Below are 23597 nucleotides of genomic sequence, written 5' to 3'. Positions count from 1 at the left end.
GGTTTAAATTCTGCGATGCAGCACATAAGCCGGCTTTTGACCTTGAAAGAAGGCCTGTCTTTCGACATAGAAAATGCCGCAGATGACAAGTTTTCCAACCTCTGCTGATGTCAACCCCAATAGGACCGATTAAAAATGGCCTTCCTTGCCGACATTCTCTCCCGCGTAAAGCCATCCGCCACCATCGCCGTTACCCAGAAAGCCCGTGAGCTGAAAGCGAAGGGCCGCGATGTGATCAGCCTTGGCGCCGGCGAGCCGGATTTCGATACGCCCGAAAATATCAAGGAAGCGGCCATCGACGCCATCAAGCGCGGCGAAACGAAATACACGCCGGTTTCGGGTATTCCGGAACTGCGCAAGGCGATTGCCGACAAGTTCAAGCGTGAAAACGGCCTGGACTACAAGCCGGAGCAGACGATTGTCGGCACGGGCGGCAAGCAGATTCTTTTCAACGCCTTCATGGCCACGCTGAACCCCGGCGATGAAGTCATCATTCCGGCGCCCTACTGGGTCAGCTATCCGGAAATGGTGGCGATCTGCGGCGGTACGCCGGTTTTCGTCGACGCCACGCTGGAAGACAATTTCAAGCTGAAGCCGGAAGCGCTGGAAAAGGCGATCACGCCGAAGACCAAGTGGTTCGTGTTCAACTCGCCGTCCAACCCGTCGGGCGCCGCCTATTCGCATGACGAGCTGAAGGCGCTAACCGACGTGCTCGTCAAGCATCCGCATGTCTGGGTGCTGACGGACGACATGTATGAGCACCTGACCTATGGCGATTTCAAATTTGTCACGCCGGTTGAAGTCGAGCCTTCGCTCTATGACCGCACGCTGACGATGAACGGCGTCTCCAAGGCCTATGCCATGACCGGCTGGCGTATCGGTTACGCTGCTGGCCCGCTGCCGCTGATCAAGGCCATGGACATGATCCAGGGCCAGCAGACCTCGGGCGCAAGCTCGATTGCGCAATGGGCCGCCGTCGAAGCCTTGAACGGCACGCAGGATTTCATTCCGGCCAACAAGAAAATCTTCGAAGGCCGCCGCGATCTCGTCGTTTCCATGCTCAACCAGGCAAAGGGCATCAGCTGCCCGGCTCCGGAAGGCGCATTCTACGTTTATCCTTCCTGCGCCGGCCTGATCGGCAAGACCGCACCGTCGGGCAAGGTCATCGAGACGGATACGGATTTCGTTTCCGAGCTTCTGGAAGCCGAAGGCGTCGCCGTCGTGCAGGGATCGGCTTTTGGCCTCGGCCCGAACTTCCGCATTTCCTACGCCACGTCGGAGGCGCTGCTGGAAGAGGCCTGCAAGCGCATCCAGCGCTTCTGCGCCGATTGCCGCTGATCGGTTGTGATCTCAAATGAAGAAGCCCGGCAGCGATGCCGGGCTTTTTTCGTTTTGGTCAAAGCCCCAGAAACAGCAGCATGATGAAGGTGGCGAAGAGAATGAAATGCGTCATTCCTTCGATCGCGTTGGTCTCGCCGTCATTGAGATTGATGGCCGCGGCGATGAGGGTGATGAAAACCATGACGGTCTGAACCGGCGTCATCGCCATGATGAAAGGCTGGCCGGTATAAAGCGCTATACCCTCCATGACGGGCACGGTCAGGATGACCGTCGACAGCGACGCGCCCATGGCGATATTGACCACGGCCTGCATGCGGTTTCGCAAGGCGGACCGAAGCGCGGTGAGGATTTCCGGTGATGCCGAGATGGTCGCCACCACCACCGCCATCAGCGCCTGCGGCGCGCTGGTGCCCTCGAGGCTTTCGCTTAAGAAGGCCGACATGAATTCCGCCAGCACACCGATCAGCACCACGCCAGTGATGATGAGGCCGATGGAGAGCGATACGCTGCCTTCGTCCTCCTCTTCCGCATGGCCGTCCGATGCCTGCCCGGCCGGATGCGCCTTGCGGGGATAGGCGTAGCTGAAGAAATAGCTGTGCGGGCCGACCTGCATTTTGAGGAACAGGGCATAAAGCGCGATCATCGCGACGATGGTGAAGGCGGAGTAGACATGCCAGCTTTCATTGGGGATGAATTCCGGCACGATCATCGAAATACCCATGGCGGTGAGGATCATCACGCCATAGGTCTTGCCGGAATCGTCATTATAGGGCTGCTCGCCGTGGCGAAGACCGCCGAGCAGCGCCGCGAGACCGAGAATGCCATTGATGTCGATCATCACGGCGGAATAGATCGTATCGCGCACCAGAGTGGGCGAGCTGGATTCGCTCATGATGATGGCGAGGATCAGCACTTCCACCGCGACGGCCGACAGCGTCAGGATCATGGTGCCGTAAGGGTCGCCGACCTTGGTGGCGAGGATTTCGGCGTGATGGGCAACTCGCATCGAGACCAGGACGATGAGCCCGATCAGCGCGACTGCGGCGATAAGCGCCGCCGTTTTTCCGGCTTCGAATATTGCATGTTCGGCCAGATAGGCGACGATTGCCGCCGGTATTGCCAGCAGCAGCATGCGCTCCTGTTTCAGAATAGAACCCGCCATCGATTTCCCTTCCCCCTGATCGGCTCAGGCTGTGACGTATCGTCCCCCAGATCAAGCAGGATTTGCGCTTGAATGCTTTTGGTAGGATAGTGGTGTTGCAGGACATGCTGCTCATGCCGCGGTGTCCCATCGGGTGCAATGCTTGAAACGCGGTTGTGGTTGCCATGTCGCCTACCGAGACAGGAGGACCATGCATGACCAAAGTGGTATATGAAATTGTCGAACATGACGGAGGCTTCGCCTACCGCATGAACGGCGCTTATTCCGAAACATTCCCTTCTTATGCGGATGCCGTCGAAGCTGCGCGCATCGTTGCCGCCGAACAGCAGGTGGGGGGCGATGACGAGGAAATCAGCTATCAGGATGAGAGCGGCCACTGGCATGAAGAATACAGCCAGGGTGGCGACCGGCCGGAAGCCGAGGTGGTCGACAAGACGACGCAGCAGGCCAGACCGTTTTGATCGGCGACCCGTGGATTTCCAGCAACGCCGGGATCACTTTGCGTATTCCGCCGGCCTCTTTCAGGCAGTTGCGGATGCAGGGTTGCGTGGCATCGATGCGGGATCGGCATTAGCGCCGTTTCGGCGGGGCGCCTGGATCGGTTTCTTTAAGATGACCCTTGAGGCCTTCGACGAGGGCGCTGAACACGGCACGACATCGCGGCGAGGTCTTGAGATTTTCATGCATCGCGACCCAGGTATGGAGCGGGATGTCGATTTTTGGAAGAACCTGAACGAGCCGGGGGTCCTTGCGTGCCAGACCGATCTGACAGACGCCGATGCCTGCGCTGGCGCGGATCATGGCAAGCTGGGCGAGATTGCTGTCGGCGCGGATTTCAAAGGAAATTTCCTCAATATCGGGTATGTCCGGATCGAGCGAGCGCATCCGCTGGATGGCCGCCCGGATGAAAGGCGTCTTGCGGTCGAAACCGACCATCCGGTGATGGTTCAGATCTTCCATGTTCTTCGGGGTGCCGGCTCTTGCCAGATAGTCGCGAGTCGCATGAAATCCCAGACGGAAATTGCCGATATAACGCATCACGATCGCATCCTGCTGCGGTTCGGTCATGCGAATGGCGATATCCGCCTCGCGCCTTAAAAGGTCTTCCAGCGTATCGGAGAGCGAAAGCTCGATCTCAAGCCGCGGGTGAACCTCCTGCATGGCCGTGATGATCGGCGGCAGCATTTCCACGCCGATGATATCGGATGCGCTGATGCGCACCGTGCCTTCGATCTTGCCGACTTCGCCGGAGGCCGCGCGCATGAGGGCGGCGGTCGTCGCCGCGAGATTTTCCGCATAGGGGCGGAGCGCAAGCGCTGCTTCCGTCGGCATCAACCCGTGCGGCGAGCGGATGAACAGCGGAAAGCCGACGGCCTCTTCCAGCGCGCCGATATGACGTCCTGCCGTCGGCTGGGTGATGCCAAGCTCGCGGGCGGCCGCGGACAGCGAACCGTCGCTCAGCACGCTGAGGAAGGTGCGATAGAAATCCCAGCTGATGTCACGGTTTCTGGTCATAAGATTTTGTATAGCTGCTCCACTCATTTCGATAATTTCGTATATCGCGGAACGGGACGATACTCCAGCCCACAACAAGGAGTACGGCGATGATATATGAAAACAACGCAAATACAGCGCGTAATGAACGGCCTCTGGCCCTGATTTTGGGGGTGAATGGCGGTGTCGGCAGTCAGGTCTCCAGAATGCTGCAGCAACGGGGATGGCGGGTGAGGGCGATGACGCGCCAGCGGACGTCAACGGGCGCCACGGACGGCGTCGAACGTGTGACCGGGGACGCCATGAACCGGCAGGATGTGATGGATGCGGCAAAAGGCGTGAGCCTCATCGTCCATGCGGTCAATCCTCCCGGATATCGCAACTGGGAAAGCCAGGTGCTGCCGATGCTCGACAATAGCATCGCCGCCGCCGAGGCCTGCGGGGCGAGGATCGTCTTTCCGGGCAGCGTCTATAATTTCGGCCCGGACGCCTTTCCGCTTCTGACGGAAGACAGCCCGCAAAAGCCTTTTACCCGCAAGGGCGCATTGCGTGTGGAGATGGAGCGGCGGCTGAAAATGGCGTCGATGCGCGGCGTGCCGGTGCTGATCGTCCGCGCCGGGGATTTCTTTGGGCCGGACGCGAGAAACAACTGGTTTTCGCAGATGCTGGTGAAGCCCGGAAAGCCGGTCCGGAGTGTCCAGAATCCCGCCGCGCCCTATGCCGGGCATCAATGGGCCTATCTGCCGGATGTCGCGGAAACCATTGGCCGGCTGCTGGACCGCGCAGGCGAGCTTCCGGCTTTCGCCGTCTATCACATGGAAGGTTTCTGGGATTTCGACGGGCTGCAACTGGTTGAAGCCATCGAGCGGGTTGTCGGGCATCCGGTCAAGAGGCGGCAGCTATCCTGGTCGGGCATCAAATTGGCCGCTCCCTTCGTTCCCCTGTTCCGCGAAGTGCTGGAAATGCAATATCTCTGGCAGATGCCGATCCGGATGAGCAATCGCAGGCTGACAGATTTCCTCGGAACGGAACCCAGAACATCGCTCGACATCGCGGTAGCGACGACGCTTGCGAGCCTCGGCTGCCTTGAACAGAGGCCGCAGCCGTCGAGCCTTCCGCATCCGGCCGATGCCGGGGGCAGGGTGTGATGGCCGCGGTTGCGAATGGGATGTCGGCCCGGCGTCGCGTGTTTGCCGTGATTTCGGCAAGCGTGCCGGTGCTGATCTTCGCGCAGGTGCTGCTGGCCGGGCTGTCGATCTATTACGATGGATCGCTGCTTTCGCTGCACAAGGGGCTCGGCTTTCTGATCGCCGTTCCAATCCTGTCGCTGGCGGTTCTCGCTTCTCTATATGACGATCTGCGGCCGAACCTTGCCCGCACGCTGGTCCTGCTTGGTCTTTACTGTCTTCAGGTGGCCCTGATGAGCATCGGCCGGGAAACGGGCTATGGCTTCCTGCAGGCGCTGCATGTGCCCAACGCCTTCGTCATGGGTGCGTTTTCCGATTTTGCCGCGCGGCAGGCGCGAAGCCTGCGCTGAAAGAAAACGCCGCACCGCTTTCGGGCAGTGCGGCGTCTTTGCTTTATCCTTTATCAGGCAAGCGCCGGATAGTCGGTGTAACCTTCGGCTCCGCCGCCATAGAAGGTCGGCTGGTTCGGTTCGTTGAGCGGCGCGTCGTTTTTCAGGCGGCGCACCAGATCCGGATTGGCGATGAAGGCCTTGCCGAAAGCCACGGCGTCGACTTTACCGCTTTCAACCGCCTCGATGGCGCTCTCACGGTCGTAGCCATTATTGGCGATCCACAGACCCTTCCCGCCGGCATTGCGATAAGCGGCCTTGAAGGCGGCATAGTCGAAAGGCTTGTCGCCCTGCTTGAAATCGCGCGGGCCGCCGGTTGCGCCTTCAACGACATGGATGAAGGCGAGATTGCGCTTGCCGAGCTGTTCCGCCACGTAATTATAAAGCGGCTGCGGATCGGCTTCGAAAATGTCGTTGGCGGGGGTTACGGGCGAGAGGCGAATGCCGGTACGGCCTGCGCCGATCTCTTCCGCCACCGCATCGACAACTTCGAGCAGGAAGCGGGCGCGGTTTTCGATAGAGCCGCCATAATCATCCGCGCGCTGGTTGGTGCTGGATTTCAGGAACTGCTCGATCAGGTAGCCATTGGCGGCATGGATTTCGACGCCGTCGAAACCGGCCTCCAGTGCTGCGCGGGCGCCGCTGCGGTAATCCTCGAGGATGAGGCCGATATCGTCGATGGTGAGCGCGCGGGGCTCGGAGGTTTCGGCAAAAGCGCCGGTGCCGTCATCATTGATGATATAGGTCTTCGACTTGGCCGGAATGGCGGAAGGCGCGACCGGCTGGCCGCCATGCGGCTGCAGCGAGGTGTGGGAAATGCGGCCCACATGCCAGATCTGTGCGACGATCTTGCCACCGGCCGAATGCACGCCATCGGTAACCTGTTTCCAGCCCGCGATCGCTTCCCGCTTGTAGAGGCCGGGAACGTCAGCGTAACCCTGACCCTGCTGAGAAATCGGCGTGCCTTCGGTGACGATCAGCCCGGCCGTGGCGCGCTGCTCGTAATAGGTGGCGTTGAGATTGTTGGGAATGGCGCCCGGCGAACGGTTGCGGGTGAGGGGAGCCATGACGATACGGTTGGCGAGTGCGATATCGCCGGCCTGTGCCGGTTCGAAAAGACTGGTCATGCGACTTCACTTTCTGGTCGGTTGGCGAAATTGCGCGGGGGACGCGCTGTCTTTCTGTCTGGGTGCCGGAATGAAAACCGCCTTGCGGTTTCCGGTCCGACACCCCGAGGCTCAAAGCTTGGGAGGCTCAGAGATTGGCTCGCAGATAATTGCGGAAGGCGTCGATGGTTTCCTCGTTACGTTCGAAAAACACCCATTGCCCGACCTTTTTCGACCTTATGAGGCCGGCTGCCTGCAACACCGCCAGATGCGACGAGACGGTGGATTGCGACAGGCCGCTAATCTGAAACTGGTTGGCGCATACACCCATGCTGAGGGGATGCTCCTGGCAGAAGTGACTTTCCGGAGACTTCAGCCATTCCAGGAATTTCAGCCTTGCGGGGTGCGAAAGGGCTTTGAGGATTTCCTCCGGGTTCATCGGCGCTTCTTCAATATCTGGCATGTCCGATATTTATATCGGTCATTATCGATATACAAGTCACGTCTCTGTGAGGATCGAGGGGCGGGCAGGCATTTCCAAAAAAGAAGGCCGCTGGATATCTCCGCGGCCTGATAAGTTTGAAGGTCAAAACCTCCAGAGGGGAACAGCTGTCGCGTGCCTTGGGCGAGCGTGACAGCTGACTAAAATATGGGTGTGGGAATAATGCAAAACAAGGTTGCATCATGCGATATTTCGCCAATTCGGAGAAAATTCTTGCGGGTAAAAAAAGAGGGCCGCCGGATGGATCCAGGGCCCTTTAAGTGTGAAGGTCAAAAACCTCCAGAGGGGAACAGCTGATGCGGTGGAACTGGGAGGAAAAGCCACCGTGTGCATCAGCTGAGAGCGATATGGTGCTTTTTTGTGCACGAAACAACTCTTTTTTGTGCAGGTCAGGCATGCGCACCACGCAGCCCTCGATATTTCCGGTATATTTTATGCGCAATGCTCCCGGGCGGCGCAGGTGCGCCGCTCGGGTGTCGCGCCATATAAGTTATTGAAATTTAAAGACTATAACCGAACGCCGATTATTTTAACGTCAGAAGTTCCAGTTCCGCGCCTTTGCGACGATGAAGTCACGGAAGGCTTTCAGCTTTGCAGCGTTTTTCATCTCATCGGGATAGCAGAAATAGGTATCGAAGGACGGAATATCTGCGGCGAGCGATAGCTGGATAAGGCCCGGATCGCGGCCGACGATATAATCCGGCAAGCAGGCGATGCCGATTCCCAACAGGCAGGCGCGCTTGATCGAGGTCTGGCTGTTGATCTGCAGATGCGGCGTGCGCGTATTGTCGGAAGAACGTCCGGCATTTTCCAGCCAGTTAACGTCCAGCAGATAGTTGGGCGCCGGTTCGCCGAAGGAGATGATGCGGTGATTGTCGAGATCCTCGATCGACTGCGGCTCACCATGGCGGTTGATGTAGGACGGCGCGGCATAGACGTGCATGTGCACGGTGAACAGCTTGCGCTGAATGAGGTCCGACTGTTGCGGCTGGCGCAGGCGGATGGCGCAATCGGCGTGACGCATGTTCACGTCCAGCTCCTCATTGTCGAGGATGAGCTGGATCGACATTTCCGGATAGAGCTGCAGGAATTCCTGTACCTTGTCCGTCAGCCAGCCCTGGCCGAGACCAACGGTCGTCGTCACGCGCAGCTTGCCGCTTGGCTTCTCCGTCGTTTCGGTGAGCTGCATCTTGACGGTTTCGAGCTTCAGCAGCACGTCATGGGCGGTGCGGTATAGCAACTCGCCCTGTTCGGTGAGGATGAGACCGCGAGCGTGGCGATGGAACAGCTTGACGCCGACATCCTGCTCCAGCGCGCTGACCTGACGGCTGATGGCCGACTGGGACAAATGCAGCTTGTCGGCAGCATGGGTGAAAGACCCCGCTTCGGCAGCCGCATGAAAAATGCGCAGTTTATCCCAGTCCAATGGCATTGCCATGCCTACCCTGCCTTTCGGTTATTCCGCTGCGACAGCAAGCGGTTGATGCGCGGTGAGATAACGTTCCGCTTCCAGCGCGGCCATGCAGCCCATGCCGGCGGCGGTGATCGCCTGACGGTAGATGTCGTCGGTGACGTCGCCAGCCGCGAAAATGCCTTCCACGTCGGTCGCCGTGGAATCGGGGGCGGTCCACATGTAGCCGTTGTCTTTCAGCTTCACCTTGCCCTTGAACAGCTCGACTGCCGGCGCATGGCCGATGGCGACGAAGACGCCGTCGATGGGGAATTCGCTGATCGCGCCGGTCTTGGTGTCACGCAGCTTCACGCCGGAGACGGAAGGCGGCATTGGCGGCTTTGCGGGCGCGCCGGTAATTTCGGCGATTTCCGTGTTCCAGAGAATCTTGACGTTTTCCTTGGCGAACAGACGTTCCTGTAGGATTTTTTCCGAGCGGAAGCTATCGCGGCGGTGAACGACGGTGACCGACTTGGCGATATGGGCGAGGTACAGCGCTTCTTCCACGGCGGAGTTGCCGCCGCCGACCACGATCACATCCTTGTTGCGATAGAAGAAACCGTCGCAGGTGGCGCAGGCGGAAACACCGAAGCCCTGGAAATGCTGCTCGCTCTCAATGCCGAGCCACTTGGCCTTGGCGCCGGTGGCGATGATCAGCGTATCGGCGGTCCAGACCTGACCGGAATCGGTCTTGACGACGAAAGGCCGTACGTTGGTTTCAACTTCGGTGACGAGGTCGCTGACGATTTCCGCGCCCACATGCGTTGCCTGCTTCAGCATCTGGTCCATCAGCCACGGACCCTGGATCGGATCGGCAAAGCCCGGATAGTTCTCGACATCGGTGGTGATCATCAGCTGGCCACCCTGTTCCATGCCGGCGATCAGCACGGGTTTCAGCATTGCGCGGGCCGCGTAGATCGCCGCGGTATAACCGGCGGGACCGGAGCCGATGATCAATACCTTCGTGTGGCGGGCAGACATGGAAGCGTTCCTTTCAATAACGGGGCCTTTCCCTGGCAGCGCCTTTCGGCACCGGGCCCTGGAGCCGCATGACGGCGGACAGGCCACAACCCCTTCGTTGCCCGGTATTTAAGGTTGTCTAGTGTCTTTATTCAAGGGCAGCCTTGCGTTACCAACAAGGCAGTTGTGGATGCGCGCGCAATTTTGTGACCGGGCGGTGGCATAATGTTGCGAATCCCGCGCCGAATAGTACAAGGAAGTTCCACAGCTTAACGAGGTACTCCTCCGTGACCAGCGTCGAACTCGATGCCATCGATCTGAAAATCCTGCGCGAATTGCAGCGCGACGGGCGCATGACCAATGTGGAACTGGCCGAAAGGGTCGGTATTTCCGCGCCGCCCTGCCTCCGGCGCGTCCGCAAGCTGGAAGAGGCGGGCGTGATCGAAGGTTATCACGCCATGTTGAACGCGCCGAAGCTCGGTTTCGATCTCGTCGCCTTCTGCATGGTCGGTCTCAAGCGCCAGGCGGACAGCAATTTGAAGGCTTTTGCGGCGGCAACCGCCGGCTGGTCGCTGGTGCGGCAGGCCTGGATGGTGTCGGGCGAAAGCGATTTCCTGCTGCACTGCGTGGCGAAGAACCTGACCGAGTTTCAGGATTTCGTCATCGAGGTTCTGACGGCGGACGAAAACGTCGATACGGTGCGCACCATGCTCACCATCCGGCAGGTCAAGCGCGTCGGTCTCGTGGAAATCTGAGCGGCAGGCTTTGCGGTGACCTTAAGACGCGTTACCCGCGCCGCAAAGCCTCATAGACTTCGCCGAGACTCGTGGCCTCTTTCTCAAGCGGAAATGTGCTGCGTACATGTGAAAGGCCGGCCTTTGCATGGCTCTCGGCCAGAGCCGGGTCGGCAAGATAGGTCCTTATCGCATCCCTGAGCGATGCATAGTCACCCGCCTCGACGACTGCGCCGGTTTCGCCCCTGACGATCATTTCCTCATAGGCGCCGGCGGTGCTGGTGACGACGGCCGTTTCCGATGCCATGGCCTCGAGCGGCGTCAAGCCAAAACCTTCGTTGCGGGATGGGGCGACATAGAGCGTCAACCGCCGGTACCAGGGCTTGATGTCGTCCACCTCACCCTGAAACACGATGCGGTCCGAAAGGCCGGCGGCCTTGACATCGGCCCCGAGTGCCTCGGCAAAAGCCTTGTGTTCCGCCGTTACCCGGCCGGAAACAATGGCTGTCCATTGCGGATGGGCGGGCAAAAGCTCGATCATGGCGCGCACGAAGAGATCGGTGCCCTTCTGGTGGCGCACCCGTCCAAAGCAGCCGATGAGATATTGTCCCGGCAGGCCGGTTGCCGCGATTGCGTCTTCCGGGCCGGTTGCCGGATGGAACAGGTCGGTATCGACACCATGCATGACAACGCGATGGGGTACTTCCAGAAACGAGCCGGAGCGGGTGCTGGTCGCAACCACGGCGTCCATCTTCGAAATCAGAAACCGGGTATAGGCGGAATGCCGCCTCTGTGCGGCCGAGGTGAACAGCAGCTTCACCTTCATGCGCAGCACGTCACGCATGAAAAGACCCGGCAACATTTCGAGGTTGCGCCGGGCATGCCAGATGCGCGGGCCACCCTGCGGGCCGTTTTGCCAGAGCCGCCACAGATCGCGGAAGCGCACATGCGGCAGATGCGGCGGCAGGCCGGGGCCGATGACGGCCACCTTCTGTCCCAGCCGGTTCTGCACCGGAATAAGTTGAACGATGGTGGAGGTGACGCCGGAGAGCCTGCGTTTGAAGTTCGGCGCAAGCACCTGCACATCTTTCAGACTGACGTGGGACAAGATGGGCTTCCGTCTTTGCGGCTAATTCGGGGGAATGAAGACGTCAAGAAAAGCAATGCGCCCGCATGGGGCGCATTGCATGTGAGGGCATCAGCCCCACTGAACCGCGAGAATCTCGTAGCCCTTGGCGCCGCCCGGAGCGTTGACTTCGATGCTGTCGCCGACTTCCTTGCCGATGAGGGCGCGGGCGATGGGCGAGGAGATGGAGATGCGGCCGGCCTTCACATCGGCTTCCTGGTCGCCGACGATCTGATAGGTTTTTTCCTCGTCGCTATCCTCGTCCACCAGCTTCACGGTGGCGCCGAACTTGATCTTCGAGCCCGACATCTTGGAGAGATCGATGACTTCCGCGCGTGCGGTCAGGTCTTCGAGTTCGGTGATGCGGCCTTCATTGTGGCTCTGTGCTTCCTTGGCAGCATGGTACTCGGCGTTTTCCGAAAGGTCGCCATGGGCGCGCGCTTCCGCAATCGCCTCGATGATACGGGGGCGTTCCTCCTGCTGGCGCCAGCGCAGCTCCTCCTGCAGCTTGACGAATCCACCCTGAGTCATCGGTACTTTTTCTACCATTTTTTTATCCTTCGCATTCCGGTCGCGTTACTTGCAGACACAAAAAGAAACAGGTTCCGGAGGGGAACTCCGGAACCATGCCAAAATCATAACTGAGCCGACTATATCAGAAGACGACAGCGAAATGCCAGCAAATTTGAGGTGCGCATATTTCCTCACTTAATCAATATCTTACCCTATTTCATTGACATTCGTCTATGGAACATATAGTGAACATACCCATGAAGAAGTCGATCAGGCAACGGCTGGCCATTCTCTCAGACGCGGCGAAATACGATGCCTCCTGCGCATCCAGCGGCACGACAAAACGCAACTCCGCAGCATCGGGCGGTCTGGGCTCCACGGAAGGGTCGGGCATCTGCCATGCCTATGCGCCGGACGGGCGCTGCATTTCGCTTTTGAAAATCCTGCTCACCAACTTCTGCATCTATGATTGCGCCTATTGCATCAACCGTTCCTCCAGCAATGTCGAGCGGGCGCGGTTCACGCCGGAAGAGGTGGTTTGGCTGACGCTGGAGTTTTACCGGCGCAACTATATCGAAGGGCTGTTTTTGTCCTCCGGCATCATCCGTTCCTCCGATCATACGATGGAGGAGATGGTGCGCGTGGCGCGGGAGTTGCGGGTTACCCATGGTTTTCGCGGTTATATCCACCTGAAATCCATTCCCGAAGCATCGCCCAGGCTCATCGAGGAGGCAGGGCTCTATGCGGATCGTCTCTCGATCAATATCGAATTGCCGACCGATAGCGGCATTGGCCGTTTCGCGCCGGAAAAGCAGCCCGTCAATATTCGCCGCTCCATGGCCGATATCCGCCTGAAGATCGAGGAGGCCGGGGAGCCGACCGTCCGGACACGCAAGACCAGGCGCTTTGCGCCGGCCGGGCAGAGCACGCAGATGATCGTGGGGGCGGATGGCGCGGACGATAGCACCATTCTCTCCACCAGCGCCCGGCTTTATGGCAGTTACGGTTTGCGACGCGTCTATTATTCGGCCTTCAGCCCCATTCCCGATTCGTCGAAAAACCTGCCGCTCATCAAGCCGCCGCTGATGCGGGAACACCGGCTTTATCAGGCCGACTGGCTTTACCGCTTTTATGGCTTCGATATCAGCGAGATAACGGCAATCGGGGGTGACGGCATGCTTGATCTCGATATCGACCCGAAACTCGCCTGGGCGCTGAAACATCGCGACCGTTTCCCGGTGGACGTCAATGCGGCGGATCGGGAAATGCTGCTGCGTGTGCCCGGTTTCGGCACCAAGACGGTGGCCTCCGTTCTATCGTCACGGCGGTTCCGGCGGCTGCGGCTGGAGGATATCGCGCGTTTCGGCGTTTCCCTGAAAAAGGTGAAGGCTTTCATCGTCGCCGAGGGCTGGACACCGGGCAAGCTGACCGAGAGGCCGGATTTGCGGGCGATGTTTGCACCGCAGCCCGAACAATTATCGCTGTTGTGATGTATGGCCCGGTTCTGGAAGGGCGGGGCGATTTCGGCGAGTGGCGCGATGCCGCGCGTGCGGCCCTTGCCGCCGATATTCCGCCGGAGACGATTGACTGGCGGTTGCGGGATGACGGGGCAGGGCTGCTGGATTTCGCCGGTGAGTCATTGCCGACCGTCGATGCCGGCAATGGGCAGGTTTCCGTTCCGGCCTCGTTCGTGGCGCTGGCGCAGGCCGTCATCTGCCATGGCGATCCCGGCCGGTTTGCGTTGCTTTACCGGTTATTGTGGCGGCTGAAGCGGGATCGCGCCCTGTTGCAGTTCAAGTCCGATCCGGATGTTGCAGAGGCCCGCTTGCTCGAGAAATCGGTGCGCCGGGATTGTCACAAGATGACGGCCTTCGTCCGTTTCAAGGAATTGCTCTTGCCGCAGGGGCAGGGCGGGCGACGGCGGTTCGTGGCCTGGTTCGAGCCGGATCATTTCATCGTCGAGCGAACGGCAGCGTTTTTCCAGCGACGGTTTACCGATATGGACTGGCTGATCGCCACGCCGAAAGGGTCCGCCCGATGGGATGGAAGCGAGCTGCAAACCTCACGGGAGGCGGCGGCGAAGCCTGATCTGACGGACGAGACGGATGAACTCTGGCGGACCTATTATGCCAATATATTCAATCCGGCGCGCCTCAAGATCAAAGCCATGACGGCGGAGATGCCGAAGAAATACTGGAAGAACCTGCCGGAAGCCGATCTCATTCCCGACCTCATCCTCGGCGCGGAGGCGCGGGTGCTGGAGATGGCCGCCAGGGCGGCAAGCCAGCCGCAGCTTTTTCACCATCGCCTGCAGGCTGCGGTCGCTGCACGGGAGATGCCGCAACCCGTGCCGGACGGCACGCTCGCGTCGCTGGCGCGCGAGGCCGGCCGTTGCACCCGCTGCCCCCTGCATTGCAGCGCCACGCAAACGGTTTTCGGTGCGGGGCCGGAGGATGCGGAAATCATGATCGTTGGCGAACAGCCGGGCGATCATGAGGATCTGGCCGGAAAGCCTTTTGTCGGCCCGGCCGGCCAGCTTTTCGACCGGACTCTTGCCGATGTCGGTATCGAGCGTAAAAAGCTCTACATCACCAATGCCGTCAAGCACTTCAAATATGAAACGCGCGGCAAACGGCGCATCCATCAGCGGCCGAATGCGGGCGAAGTGGAGCAATGCCGCTGGTGGCTCAATCAGGAAATCGCGCTCGTCCGACCGAAACTGATCGTTGCCATGGGCGCAACGGCGCTTTATGCGCTGACCGGCGGCAAGGAAAAGCTCTCGGAGATTCGGAGCCGTCCTCTGCCGATGGAGGAAGGTCGAACGCTTTTTGTTACCGTGCACCCGTCCTATCTCCTGCGCCTTGCCGATGGGCAGGTGAAAGAGGCGGAAATGATGCGGTTCAAGAAGGATATTAGTTTTATTAGAATATTCGAATAAATTTCCATTTACGCGCTGGAGATTTATTCAGGATTCGAGCCATAACTTGCAGTAGTGTCATTTACTGATTATTTATCTGTTATTTTTATTGAAATTTTATACTTAATATTATAATTAAGTTCTCCGAATTTATTTACCGTATGGACAAATCATGTTGGGTGAACTCGACCTTGCGACAGTCATACTGATGCAAAAGTGTTCTTACATCGTTGGGCTTTTGAGTTTTATCTATCTGAAAATGACCAATCGCGGCTTGCGCGGTCCCGTCCCCCTTGCGGCGGGTTTCGCCTCTATGGCGATTGGCTCCACGCTTGCCGGTTACGGCGAATGGGGAATATTGTCGCCGGCCCTGTGGCGGCTCGGCAGTGTCGTTTTCGGCATTGTGGGTTACGCGCTGATCTGGCTCGGCTTGAAGGCGTTGAGCGATGGACGCTCCGTCGACCGACGAACCGTATCCATTGTCTGCCTCATCTCCGTACTGGCGATGGTGGTCGCGCAGCAGGTGGCGGACAATAATGCGTATCGCGCGGCGCTCTTCAACGGCTGCGCATCGCTTGCCTATCTCGCCGGGGCATCGGTGCTTTTCGCCAGATGGCGCAGGGAGCCGCTGCTTTCGCGCCTGGCGCTGGGTGGCATCACCGGCGTCTCCGGTCTCATTTCACTATCGGTGGTGAAAAGCGTGCTTTTCCCCGATTTTGCCACCATCAATCTGGTCAATGCGTTCTTCTTCATCATCATGCTGAACTTCGCCATTGCCCTGTTCGTGATGATGTTCGTGGCCGAGCGGTCGGAACGAAAACTGCTGGTTCTTGCGAATACCGACCCGCTGACGGGCGTGAAGAATCGGCGTTTCTTTTTCCAGACCATGCCTGCGACGCCCGATCCCGCCGATGCGGCCATGTTGCTGGATATCGATCACTTCAAGTCGATCAACGACCGTTTTGGCCACGCCGTCGGCGATAGTGTGCTGCAGGAAGTGGCGAAGCGCATCGGCGGCAGCATCCGCGGCGGGGATGTGCTGGCCCGGTACGGCGGAGAGGAATTCATCATCTACCTGCCGGGCGCCGGCGTTCGCAAGGCCTGCATGATCGGCGAGCGCATTCGCGATGCGATTGCGGTAACCGAGGTCGATTGCGGCGGTCTGCGTGTCGGCGTCACCATCAGCATCGGCGTTGCCGCCACTGGCGAGATGCGCTGCGATCTCCAGACGCTCGCGGAAATGGCGGATCGCGCACTTTACCGCGCGAAAATGGAAGGGCGCAATTGCGTTCGGGAGGCGCAGGCGGCATAGGGCAGTGATGCGGGCCGTCGTTTTCCCGTGGGTACGCACCGCATTTTTGTGGCGTGTAGCGCGTTGTTGCCCTTCGGTCTAAAAGGGCGGCTTGTCTGCTTTATCCGCCGTGGCGCGGCGGGACAGGGCCTCTTTCAGAAGAACCTCGATCTGGGCATTGACGCTGCGCAATTCACCGCTCGCGGTGTGCCGGATCATGTTCAATATTGCGGGTTCGATCCGCAGCGGAAAAGCCACCCGCTCCGGTCCCGGTGGACGTCCAGCCATGATCAGTCCCTCAAGGCGGTGCTTTGGCCTGTCGGGGCAAGGTGTTCCCATTGCCGGGACCCGATGGCGGGGCGCTTCAGTATATTCATGGAGCGTTTGACCGGAGCTTTGGCAACGGCGCGGCGAATGGCTGCGGGCGATCCGTCATTGAGCAATAGGGACATCATGGGCCTCGTTCGAACCTGATGTTTTGATACCGGCAATGAATTGCAGCAGGATTACGCAATGCAAAACGCCGCGGGCATGGTGACCCGCGGCGCTTTGTTTTCATTCAGCGCTGGAACCTGCGGTTCGCGCAGCTTACTGGAAGTAGCTCTGCAGCGGCTTCACTTCCAGATTGCCGGCCTTCAGCGCCTTGATGGCAAGCGCTGCCGCTTCCGCGCCGGCCATCGTCGTGTAGTAAGGCACCTTCTGCATCAGCGTCGCGCGGCGCAGCGACTTCGAGTCAGAAATCGCCTTGTTGCTGTCTGTCGTGTTGATGACGAGCTGGACCTGACGGTTGCGGATAGCGTCTTCGATATGCGGACGGCCTTCCTGCACCTTGTTGATCTTTTCGGCGTTGATGCCCTTTTCGGCGAGGAAACGCTGGGTGCCGCCGGTGGCCAGCACCTTGAAGCCGCTTTCCACGAGAATGCGGATGGCGGGCAGAACGCCTTCCTTGTCCTCGTCACGCACCGAGACGAAGACCGCGCCGGAGCGGGGCAGGTCGACGCCGGCGCCGAGCTGGCTCTTGGCGAAGGCCAGCGCGAAATCGGTATCGAGGCCGATGACTTCGCCGGTCGAGCGCATTTCCGGTCCGAGCAGAATGTCGACACCGGGGAAGCGGGCGAAGGGGAAGACGGCTTCCTTGACGGCGATGTGCTTCAGGTTGCGCGGATCGGGTTTTTCGCCGTAAGCGGCAATCGCCGGATCGAGCTTCTCGCCGGCCATGACGCGGGCGGCGATCTTGGCGATCGGCGCACCGATTGTCTTCGCCACGAAAGGCACGGTGCGCGAGGCGCGCGGATTGACTTCGAGAACGTAGATCGTGCCGTCCTTGATGGCATATTGCACGTTCATCAGGCCGCCGACATTGAGCGCCTTGGCAAGCGCCGTCGTCTGGCGTTCCAGCTCGTCGACGATCTCCTTCGACAGCGAACGGACCGGCAGCGAGCAGGCCGAGTCGCCCGAATGGATGCCGGCTTCTTCGATGTGCTCCATGATGCCAGAGACGAAGACGCTTTCGCCGTCGCACAGCGCATCGACGTCCACTTCGACGGCGTTGGTCAGGTAGCTGTCGAACAGCAGCGGGTTCTTGCCGAGCAGGGTGTTGATCTGGCCGGTCTTGTCGTTCGGGTAACGCTGCTTGATGTCCTCGGGTACGAGGCCCGGAACGGTATCGAGCAGATAGGTCTGGAGCTGGCCTTCCGAATGGATGATCTGCATGGCGCGGCCACCCAGAACGTAGGACGGGCGAACGACCAGCGGGAAGCCGATTTCCGAAGCGACGAGGCGGGCCTGCTCGACCGAATAGGCGATGCCGTTGTTCGGCTGGGCAAGATCGAGCTTCATCAGCAGCTTCTGGAAGCGGTCGCGGTCTTCGGCAAGATCGATCATGTCGGGTGCAGTGCCGAGGATCGGGATGCCGTTCTTTTCCAGCGCTTCTGCGAGCTTCAGCGGGGTCTGGCCGCCGAACTGCACGATGACGCCGACCAATTCGCCCTTTTCCTGTTCGGCGCGCATGATCTCGATCACGTCTTCGGCCGTCAGCGGCTCGAAATAGAGGCGGTCGGACGTGTCGTAGTCGGTGGAAACCGTTTCCGGGTTGCAGTTGATCATGATCGCTTCGAAACCGGCATCCTTCAGCGCGAAGGCGGCATGGCAGCAGCAATAATCGAACTCGATGCCCTGGCCGATACGGTTCGGACCGCCGCCGAGGATGACCACCTTCTTGCGGTCGGAAACCTGCGCTTCCGAGCGGGCGGCACCGACGAAGGGAATTTCATAGGTCGAATACATGTAAGCGGTCGGCGAAGCGAATTCGGCCGCGCAGGTGTCGATGCGTTTGAAGACCGGACGAACGTTCAGGCTGTTGCGCAGCTCGGCCACTTCCTTCGGGCGCTTTGACGTCAGGCTGGCGAGGCGGGCGTCGGAGAAGCCCATGGCTTTCAGCATGCGCAGGTTTTCGGCATCCTGCGGCAGGCCGTGCTCGCGGATGCGGGCTTCCATGTCGACGATGGCCTTGAACTGGGCGATGAACCACGGGTCGATCTTCGAGTTCTCGTGGACTTCCTCTTCGCTCATGCCCATGCGCAGCGCCTGGGCGACCATGCGCAGGCGGTCCGGCGTCGGCGTGCCGATGGCGGCGCGGATGGCGTTCTTGGAGCCTTCGCCTTCCTCATAGCCGGGGATTTCGATTTCATCGAGACCGGTAAGGCCGGTTTCCATGCCGCGCAGCGCCTTCTGCAGCGATTCCGCGAAGGTGCGGCCGATGGCCATGACTTCGCCGACCGACTTCATGGCGGTGGTGAGGATCGGGGAAGCGCCGGGGAACTTTTCGAAGGCGAAACGCGGGATCTTGGTGACGACGTAGTCGATGGAAGGTTCGAACGAAGCAGGTGTCGCGCCGCCGGTGATGTCGTTTTCCAGCTCGTCCAGCGTATAACCGATGGCGAGCTTGGCGGCGATCTTGGCGATCGGGAAGCCGGTTGCCTTGGAGGCGAGAGCGGAGGAACGCGAGACGCGCGGGTTCATTTCGATGACGACGAGGCGGCCGTCCTTCGGGTTGACGGCGAACTGGACGTTCGAGCCGCCGGTCTCAACGCCGATCTCGCGCAGCACCGCAATCGAAGCGTTGCGCATGATCTGATATTCCTTGTCGGTCAAGGTCAGCGCCGGCGCAACGGTGATCGAGTCGCCGGTGTGGACACCCATCGGATCGATGTTTTCGATGGAGCAGATGATGATGCAATTGTCCGCCTTGTCGCGGACGACTTCCATCTCATATTCCTTCCAGCCGAGAACCGATTCTTCGACCAGAACTTCTGTCGTCGGCGAGGCGTCGAGACCGCCGGACACGATGTCGAAGAATTCCGAGCGGTTATAGGCAATGCCGCCGCCGGTGCCGCCGAGCGTGAAGGAGGGGCGGATGATGGCCGGCAGACCGACATGATCGATGGCCTGAGCGGCAATCGCCATGGCATGCGCCATGTAGCGCTGCTTGCGGTCGGTCTCGCCAAGGTTCCACTGGTTCTCGAGATCGTCCAGCGCCTTGTCGAGATCGGGACCGGAAAGCTTGCCTTTCAGCTCGGTGCGCGCCGCCTCGTGCTTCTTGCGGTCGGCATCCTTGATTTCGGTGGCGTTGGCGAGCATGGAGCGCGGGGTTTCAAGGCCGATGCGGGCCATGGCTTCGCGGAAGAGGGCGCGGTCTTCGGCCATGTCGATGGCTTCGGGCTTCGCGCCGATCATTTCGACATTGTAACGGTCGAGAACGCCCATGCGCTTGAGAGAGAGCGCGGTGTTGAGCGCGGTCTGGCCGCCCATGGTCGGCAGAAGCGCATCCGGACGCTCCTTGGCGATAATCTTCGCCACGACTTCAGGCGTGATCGGCTCGACGTAAGTGGCGTCGGCAAGGCCCGGATCGGTCATGATCGTTGCCGGGTTGGAGTTGACCAGAATGACCCGGTAACCCTCTTCCTTCAGCGCCTTGCAGGCCTGGGTGCCGGAATAGTCGAATTCACATGCCTGACCGATGACGATCGGTCCCGCGCCGATGATGAGGATGGACTTGATATCTTGGCGCTTCGGCATGGCTCTCTCGTTCCGCTTTTCGGTTGCGCAAAACACCGGCCAGGGTGAAGGATCACCGGCCGGGGGGCGCAATTCAAATGTTTTCAGGCTAGAAGCGGCTTATAGGCAAATGTTTTTGAGAACGGAACCCCATAAATTCCGGAATCGACAGAAACTCTTAACCGGCAGGGGCGTGTGCGTTGAAACGAGCCTGGACCGCTGCACTATAGGAGCGGCTGACGGGAATTTCCGTGCCGTCTCTTGTGATGACATGCAGACGACCGGCCTGTTTGCGCAGCGAGACGGCGTCGGCATCAGCAATCCAGTGCGACCGGTGCACCTGCAAGCCTCCCGTCTGGCCTATTTCTTTCAGCGCATCGGAAAAACGCAGCAGAACGAGCTGATGCCCGCGCGTGGTGACGATTTCAGTATAGTGGTCCTGCACCGACAGTCGCAGCAATTCTCCGCGCTTTTGCGGCGGTAGCCGCTCCAGCAGCGGTACGACGCCCTTTACCTCGCGTCTGGTATCTTCGCCCGTGTCTGTAGCGGCATTGGCCGCTGTTTCGAGCGACTGGCAGGCGGTGAGATAACTTAGCAGGCAGAAGATGGCGCAGAGAGGCAGAGACGACAGGCTGCTTTGTAAAAAGGGGCCGAAACCCATTTCCTTGCCTGAAAAGACCCGGTTCGTGATGGTGAGCAGCAGCCCGATCGGCAGGGCGGCCGTCAGCGAGCCGATCATCATGCGCGTCAGCATATTTTCGATGCTGCCGGCAAGGATGCTGTTGGCGATGATGGAAAAGGATATGGCGAATGTCCAGGCGCTGGCCTGTATGATCGTCCAGTAAAGCAGCCGGTCGGCGAAGCTCATGGTTTCGCTCGTTCCGAAAGGTCCGGTCACGATGAAGATCGCCAGCACGGCGAGAAACGTCAGCCACAGCCTGCGCGATTGCAGAATGGCGTGCATTTCACGAAGCGTGGATTGCAGATATGGGTGATCCACGAAGTTTTCCTGCGGTTGGCGTCAATCCGTTTTTCTTGAGCGCATGTTTTGCCGAAATTGCCGGTGATTTCAACCGAGCCGAAACAGCACCCATGTCATTCCAGCCTTTGTTAGACGCACCGCTTGCCGTGCAGTTCCATGTCGCCACCGTCGTGCCTGCGGCCATTCTCGGCGCCTTCATCTTCCTGCGCCCCAAGGGAACTGCCATCCACCGGCTGTTCGGCAAGATCTGGGTGATGCTGATGGTCACGACGTCCGTGTCGACGTTCTTCATCCATGAATTGAGGATGTTTTACGGTTTCAGCCCGATCCACCTGCTTTCCGCCTTCACGATATATGGCTGTTTTCAATCGATCTATTTCGCGCGCCGCGGCGATATCAGACGCCATATGCGGATCATGCAGAGCGTTTATCTCGGCGGCATCGTGATTGCCGGAGGTTTTACCTTCGTTCCCGGCCGCATCATGCATGAGGTTGCTTTTGGTGATGGCAGAGCCGGATTTGTGGCCTTTTCCGCCGGCGCTCTCCTGTTTGTCTTCCTGTTTCTGACCGTGTTGAAACAAAGACGCAGAGCCGCATGAAAGACTCCGTTTACTGCCTCTGCTTCCTTCCGGAACAAGATGTATTATAGTGCCGTTATAAGGCAGCTTGTTAAGGCGATATCCGCCGGGAGAATAGCATGGAATGGAGAGGGCGCCGCCAGTCGGACAATATCGAGGACCGGCGCGGCATGTCGGCGGGATCGGGGCCGTCGGGCAACGATCCTTTTTCCCGTGGCGGAATGCGTGTGCCTATCGGGCGGCGCGGCGGCGGTATCGGTATTGGCGGCATTCTGGTCATCCTGCTGATAAGCTGGGTGCTCGGCATCAACCCGCTGACGCTGCTTTCGGGCGGCGATATTTCACTGGATGGCGGCGGTACGACGCAGCAATCCGGCGGCCAGCAGGCGGGTACGCGTCCGCAAGGCCAGTCATCGGACGAGACGACGGCTTTCGTGCGCACCGTGCTGGCCGAAACGGAAGATACGTGGAGCGGCATTTTCCAGTCCGCCGGTGAGACCTATCAGAAGCCGACGCTGGTTCTGTTCTCCGGTCAGGTGTCTTCCGCCTGCGGTTATGCTTCCGCCGCCAGCGGCCCGTTCTATTGCCCGGGCGACCGCAAGGTCTATCTCGACACCAGCTTCTTCAAGGAACTGGACCAGCGTTTCGGCGCGGCCGGCGATTTCGCGCAGGCTTATGTGATTGCGCATGAGGTGGGCCACCACATCCAGAACCTGACCGGCGTTCTGCCGGAGTTCAACCGCCGCCGCCAGTCGATGAGCCAGGTGGATGCCAACAAGATGTCGGTGCGTGTCGAGCTTCAGGCGGATTGTTATGCCGGCATCTGGGGCAAGTTCACCGAGCAGAAGGGTATTCTCGAAACCGGTGACCTTGAGGAAGCGCTGAACGCCGCCCACCAGATCGGCGACGATACGCTGCAGAAGCAGACCCAGGGCTATGTGGTGCCTGACAGTTTCAACCACGGCACCTCGGCACAGCGCGCGGAATGGTTCAAGCGCGGTTTCCAGAGCGGCCGTGTCGAAGATTGCGATACGTTCTCGGCGAATATCTGAGAACCGGACAGTAGAGGGGGCTTTTCAGCCCCCTTTTCATTTAGCGCATCAAAAGCGCCACGGCATACATGCCGAGGGCGAAAACCGTATGGGCCACGAGGTTGAGAAAGCGGACCTTGTTCGGGTTGGGGGTCTTCGACGCCGCCCAGCCAATGCCGAGCCCCGGCTGCAACAGGAACCAGCCCGCGCCCACCGTTATGATGCCGACGATCCACGGCTCAATGAAGGAGGGGTCGGCAAACCACGCGGCCGGAACCACCAGCGCGAGAATGACGCCATAAACAATGCCGACGGCGTAATGTGAAATCCAGCCGAGCGCCAGCTCATGTTCATAGGGTTCAGCCGTGGCGATACTGTCGTGAAATATCGTACCTTTCGGCACATGCCAGAACCAGCGGCCGATCGGCGCCCAGTTCGGCGCGGACTGGCCGAAGAACCGGTGCAGCACGATTGCCCATATATCCATAAACACGGTGCCGCCAATGCCCATGGCAATGCCGCGCCAAATCAGTTCCAGCATAGATCCCTCCGCATGATCATGATCGATCAAGCTCTAGCGCATCGTGTGAATGGCGGGAACCGACTATTATGAGGGTGGACAAAAAAATGGCCGGATCGCTCCGGCCATGAGGGTGAGAAAGGCGCAAGACCTCACCTCCGTCATGCTCGGGCTTGTGTGGAGGATTTGTGGTTTACTGGATGCATCAGCCGGGCATCGCAAACCCGGCTGATGCAGGCAGGCGGCCGTTTTTTCGGG

The 23597-nt window shown here is 59.6% G+C and carries 22 protein-coding genes; 10 read left to right on the top strand and 12 right to left on the bottom strand.

All coding sequences use genetic code 11. The features are described 5' to 3' along the window. Nucleotides 1-135: 135 nt before the first annotated feature. Nucleotides 136-1338: a pyridoxal phosphate-dependent aminotransferase gene (locus ACQZ5N_RS17055; protein ID WP_003522859.1), complete on the top strand. Its 1203-nt coding sequence runs from the start codon at nucleotides 136-138 to the stop codon at nucleotides 1336-1338. Between the two features lie 58 nt (nucleotides 1339-1396). Here the strand turns inward: ACQZ5N_RS17055 and ACQZ5N_RS17050 are convergent, their stop codons facing one another. Next, nucleotides 1397-2503, bottom strand: coding sequence for a calcium:proton antiporter (locus ACQZ5N_RS17050; protein WP_448733588.1), 1107 nt, complete (start codon nucleotides 2501-2503; stop codon nucleotides 1397-1399). Between the two features lie 194 nt (nucleotides 2504-2697). Here ACQZ5N_RS17050 and ACQZ5N_RS17045 point away from each other — a divergent pair, with 194 nt between their 5' ends. Beyond that, entirely contained in the window at nucleotides 2698-2964 is a 267-nt protein-coding gene (locus ACQZ5N_RS17045) for a DUF2188 domain-containing protein (RefSeq protein ID WP_003522857.1), read from the top strand. A gap of 109 nt (nucleotides 2965-3073) precedes the next feature. On the opposite strand, the gene ACQZ5N_RS17040 is transcribed toward ACQZ5N_RS17045, so the two are convergent. Further along, complete coding sequence (locus ACQZ5N_RS17040) at nucleotides 3074-4018, bottom strand: LysR family transcriptional regulator (protein WP_448733587.1); 945 nt, start codon at nucleotides 4016-4018, stop codon at nucleotides 3074-3076. An 89-nt stretch (nucleotides 4019-4107) separates the two neighbouring features. On the opposite strand from ACQZ5N_RS17040, the gene ACQZ5N_RS17035 reads away from it, so the two are divergent. Both ACQZ5N_RS17035 and ACQZ5N_RS17030 read left to right on the top strand, forming a co-directional pair. Beyond that, nucleotides 4108-5145: an NAD-dependent epimerase/dehydratase family protein gene (locus ACQZ5N_RS17035; protein WP_448733586.1), complete on the top strand. Its 1038-nt coding sequence runs from the start codon at nucleotides 4108-4110 to the stop codon at nucleotides 5143-5145. Beyond that, on the top strand, nucleotides 5145-5534 hold the full coding sequence (locus tag ACQZ5N_RS17030) for a DUF6220 domain-containing protein (RefSeq protein ID WP_448733585.1): 390 nt from the start codon (nucleotides 5145-5147) through the stop codon (nucleotides 5532-5534). The genes ACQZ5N_RS17035 and ACQZ5N_RS17030 overlap by 1 nt, the downstream gene beginning before the upstream one ends. Before the next feature lie 53 nt (nucleotides 5535-5587). Here the strand turns inward: ACQZ5N_RS17030 and ACQZ5N_RS17025 are convergent, their stop codons facing one another. From ACQZ5N_RS17025 to trxB, 4 genes are all read right to left on the bottom strand, one after another. Then, on the bottom strand, nucleotides 5588-6700 hold the full coding sequence (locus tag ACQZ5N_RS17025; RefSeq protein ID WP_448733584.1) for an alkene reductase: 1113 nt from the start codon (nucleotides 6698-6700) through the stop codon (nucleotides 5588-5590). A gap of 127 nt (nucleotides 6701-6827) precedes the next feature. Continuing rightward, a complete protein-coding gene (locus ACQZ5N_RS17020) occupies nucleotides 6828-7118 on the bottom strand; it encodes an ArsR/SmtB family transcription factor (RefSeq protein ID WP_448733660.1) in 291 nt (96 codons plus the stop codon). A 598-nt stretch (nucleotides 7119-7716) separates the two neighbouring features. Continuing rightward, nucleotides 7717-8613, bottom strand: a complete 897-nt coding sequence (locus tag ACQZ5N_RS17015; protein WP_020011327.1) for a LysR family transcriptional regulator VtlR — start codon at nucleotides 8611-8613, stop codon at nucleotides 7717-7719. A 24-nt stretch (nucleotides 8614-8637) separates the two neighbouring features. Next, nucleotides 8638-9612: a thioredoxin-disulfide reductase gene (gene trxB / locus ACQZ5N_RS17010; protein ID WP_020811380.1), complete on the bottom strand. Its 975-nt coding sequence runs from the start codon at nucleotides 9610-9612 to the stop codon at nucleotides 8638-8640. A gap of 266 nt (nucleotides 9613-9878) precedes the next feature. Between trxB and ACQZ5N_RS17005 the strand changes: the two genes are divergently transcribed. Next, the gene (locus ACQZ5N_RS17005) at nucleotides 9879-10346 is read left to right on the top strand and encodes an Lrp/AsnC family transcriptional regulator (RefSeq protein ID WP_448733583.1); all 468 of its coding nucleotides are present in this window, start codon (nucleotides 9879-9881) and stop codon (nucleotides 10344-10346) included. Between the two features lie 31 nt (nucleotides 10347-10377). Here ACQZ5N_RS17005 and ACQZ5N_RS17000 read toward each other — a convergent pair whose 3' ends face one another. Next, nucleotides 10378-11433: a glycosyltransferase family 4 protein gene (locus tag ACQZ5N_RS17000; RefSeq protein WP_448733582.1), complete on the bottom strand. Its 1056-nt coding sequence runs from the start codon at nucleotides 11431-11433 to the stop codon at nucleotides 10378-10380. A 90-nt stretch (nucleotides 11434-11523) separates the two neighbouring features. Then, nucleotides 11524-12000 carry a transcription elongation factor GreA gene (gene greA / locus ACQZ5N_RS16995; protein WP_003522847.1) on the bottom strand — a complete coding sequence of 159 codons (477 nt, stop codon included), beginning with the start codon at nucleotides 11998-12000 and terminating at the stop codon, nucleotides 11524-11526. 221 nt (nucleotides 12001-12221) lie between these two features. Here greA and ACQZ5N_RS16990 point away from each other — a divergent pair, with 221 nt between their 5' ends. The 3 genes from ACQZ5N_RS16990 (at nucleotide 12222) to ACQZ5N_RS16980 (ending at nucleotide 16193) form a co-directional block, all read left to right on the top strand. Beyond that, nucleotides 12222-13454, top strand: a complete 1233-nt coding sequence (locus tag ACQZ5N_RS16990; protein WP_003522846.1) for a putative DNA modification/repair radical SAM protein — start codon at nucleotides 12222-12224, stop codon at nucleotides 13452-13454. Further along, complete coding sequence (locus tag ACQZ5N_RS16985; RefSeq protein ID WP_448733581.1) at nucleotides 13454-14902, top strand: UdgX family uracil-DNA binding protein; 1449 nt, start codon at nucleotides 13454-13456, stop codon at nucleotides 14900-14902. Before ACQZ5N_RS16990 ends, ACQZ5N_RS16985 begins: the two co-directional genes overlap by 1 nt. Nucleotides 14903-15053: 151 nt before the next feature. Further along, nucleotides 15054-16193 (top strand): GGDEF domain-containing protein, encoded by a 1140-nt coding sequence (locus ACQZ5N_RS16980; RefSeq protein ID WP_448733580.1) that lies wholly within the window; start codon nucleotides 15054-15056, stop codon nucleotides 16191-16193. A 78-nt stretch (nucleotides 16194-16271) separates the two neighbouring features. On the opposite strand, the gene ACQZ5N_RS16975 is transcribed toward ACQZ5N_RS16980, so the two are convergent. From ACQZ5N_RS16975 to ACQZ5N_RS16965, 3 genes are all read right to left on the bottom strand, one after another. After that, the gene (locus ACQZ5N_RS16975; RefSeq protein WP_304981481.1) at nucleotides 16272-16460 is read right to left on the bottom strand and encodes a type II toxin-antitoxin system antitoxin; all 189 of its coding nucleotides are present in this window, start codon (nucleotides 16458-16460) and stop codon (nucleotides 16272-16274) included. 300 nt (nucleotides 16461-16760) lie between these two features. Continuing rightward, nucleotides 16761-20249: a carbamoyl-phosphate synthase large subunit gene (gene carB, locus ACQZ5N_RS16970; protein WP_003522842.1), complete on the bottom strand. Its 3489-nt coding sequence runs from the start codon at nucleotides 20247-20249 to the stop codon at nucleotides 16761-16763. A 157-nt stretch (nucleotides 20250-20406) separates the two neighbouring features. After that, complete coding sequence (locus ACQZ5N_RS16965; protein WP_448733579.1) at nucleotides 20407-21228, bottom strand: LytTR family DNA-binding domain-containing protein; 822 nt, start codon at nucleotides 21226-21228, stop codon at nucleotides 20407-20409. Between the two features lie 92 nt (nucleotides 21229-21320). Here ACQZ5N_RS16965 and ACQZ5N_RS16960 point away from each other — a divergent pair, with 92 nt between their 5' ends. Both ACQZ5N_RS16960 and ypfJ read left to right on the top strand, forming a co-directional pair. Then, nucleotides 21321-21809, top strand: a complete 489-nt coding sequence (locus tag ACQZ5N_RS16960; RefSeq protein ID WP_448733578.1) for a DUF2306 domain-containing protein — start codon at nucleotides 21321-21323, stop codon at nucleotides 21807-21809. Between the two features lie 98 nt (nucleotides 21810-21907). Continuing rightward, nucleotides 21908-22840, top strand: coding sequence for a KPN_02809 family neutral zinc metallopeptidase (gene ypfJ, locus ACQZ5N_RS16955; RefSeq protein WP_020809202.1), 933 nt, complete (start codon nucleotides 21908-21910; stop codon nucleotides 22838-22840). 40 nt (nucleotides 22841-22880) lie between these two features. Here the strand turns inward: ypfJ and ACQZ5N_RS16950 are convergent, their stop codons facing one another. Next, on the bottom strand, nucleotides 22881-23360 hold the full coding sequence (locus ACQZ5N_RS16950; RefSeq protein ID WP_448733577.1) for a DUF2938 domain-containing protein: 480 nt from the start codon (nucleotides 23358-23360) through the stop codon (nucleotides 22881-22883). Nucleotides 23361-23597 lie beyond the last annotated feature (237 nt).

The organism is Agrobacterium sp. 22-221-1 (assembly GCF_053522445.1).
Note: the sequence above shows the minus strand (reverse complement) of the source record. Positions and strands in the feature narration are given on the sequence as shown.

What these genes read in the sequence shown, in the direction of transcription:
- ACQZ5N_RS16960 (WP_448733578.1), top strand. Translation starts at nt 21,321, where the DNA reads ATGTCATTCCAGCCTTTGTTAGACGCACCGCTTGCCGTGCAGTTCCAT.
- ACQZ5N_RS17040 (WP_448733587.1), bottom strand. Translation starts at nt 4,018, where the DNA reads ATGACCAGAAACCGTGACATCAGCTGGGATTTCTATCGCACCTTCCTC.
- ACQZ5N_RS17050 (WP_448733588.1), bottom strand. Translation starts at nt 2,503, where the DNA reads ATGGCGGGTTCTATTCTGAAACAGGAGCGCATGCTGCTGCTGGCAATA.
- ACQZ5N_RS16990 (WP_003522846.1), top strand. Translation starts at nt 12,222, where the DNA reads ATGAAGAAGTCGATCAGGCAACGGCTGGCCATTCTCTCAGACGCGGCG.
- greA (WP_003522847.1), bottom strand. Translation starts at nt 12,000, where the DNA reads ATGGTAGAAAAAGTACCGATGACTCAGGGTGGATTCGTCAAGCTGCAG.
- trxB (WP_020811380.1), bottom strand. Translation starts at nt 9,612, where the DNA reads ATGTCTGCCCGCCACACGAAGGTATTGATCATCGGCTCCGGTCCCGCC.
- ypfJ (WP_020809202.1), top strand. Translation starts at nt 21,908, where the DNA reads ATGGAATGGAGAGGGCGCCGCCAGTCGGACAATATCGAGGACCGGCGC.
- ACQZ5N_RS17030 (WP_448733585.1), top strand. Translation starts at nt 5,145, where the DNA reads ATGGCCGCGGTTGCGAATGGGATGTCGGCCCGGCGTCGCGTGTTTGCC.
- carB (WP_003522842.1), bottom strand. Translation starts at nt 20,249, where the DNA reads ATGCCGAAGCGCCAAGATATCAAGTCCATCCTCATCATCGGCGCGGGA.
- ACQZ5N_RS17015 (WP_020011327.1), bottom strand. Translation starts at nt 8,613, where the DNA reads ATGCCATTGGACTGGGATAAACTGCGCATTTTTCATGCGGCTGCCGAA.
- ACQZ5N_RS17025 (WP_448733584.1), bottom strand. Translation starts at nt 6,700, where the DNA reads ATGACCAGTCTTTTCGAACCGGCACAGGCCGGCGATATCGCACTCGCC.
- ACQZ5N_RS17055 (WP_003522859.1), top strand. Translation starts at nt 136, where the DNA reads ATGGCCTTCCTTGCCGACATTCTCTCCCGCGTAAAGCCATCCGCCACC.
- ACQZ5N_RS16950 (WP_448733577.1), bottom strand. Translation starts at nt 23,360, where the DNA reads ATGCTGGAACTGATTTGGCGCGGCATTGCCATGGGCATTGGCGGCACC.
- ACQZ5N_RS16980 (WP_448733580.1), top strand. Translation starts at nt 15,054, where the DNA reads ATGTTGGGTGAACTCGACCTTGCGACAGTCATACTGATGCAAAAGTGT.
- ACQZ5N_RS17045 (WP_003522857.1), top strand. Translation starts at nt 2,698, where the DNA reads ATGACCAAAGTGGTATATGAAATTGTCGAACATGACGGAGGCTTCGCC.
- ACQZ5N_RS17020 (WP_448733660.1), bottom strand. Translation starts at nt 7,118, where the DNA reads ATGAACCCGGAGGAAATCCTCAAAGCCCTTTCGCACCCCGCAAGGCTG.
- ACQZ5N_RS16985 (WP_448733581.1), top strand. Translation starts at nt 13,454, where the DNA reads ATGTATGGCCCGGTTCTGGAAGGGCGGGGCGATTTCGGCGAGTGGCGC.
- ACQZ5N_RS16975 (WP_304981481.1), bottom strand. Translation starts at nt 16,460, where the DNA reads ATGGCTGGACGTCCACCGGGACCGGAGCGGGTGGCTTTTCCGCTGCGG.
- ACQZ5N_RS17035 (WP_448733586.1), top strand. Translation starts at nt 4,108, where the DNA reads ATGATATATGAAAACAACGCAAATACAGCGCGTAATGAACGGCCTCTG.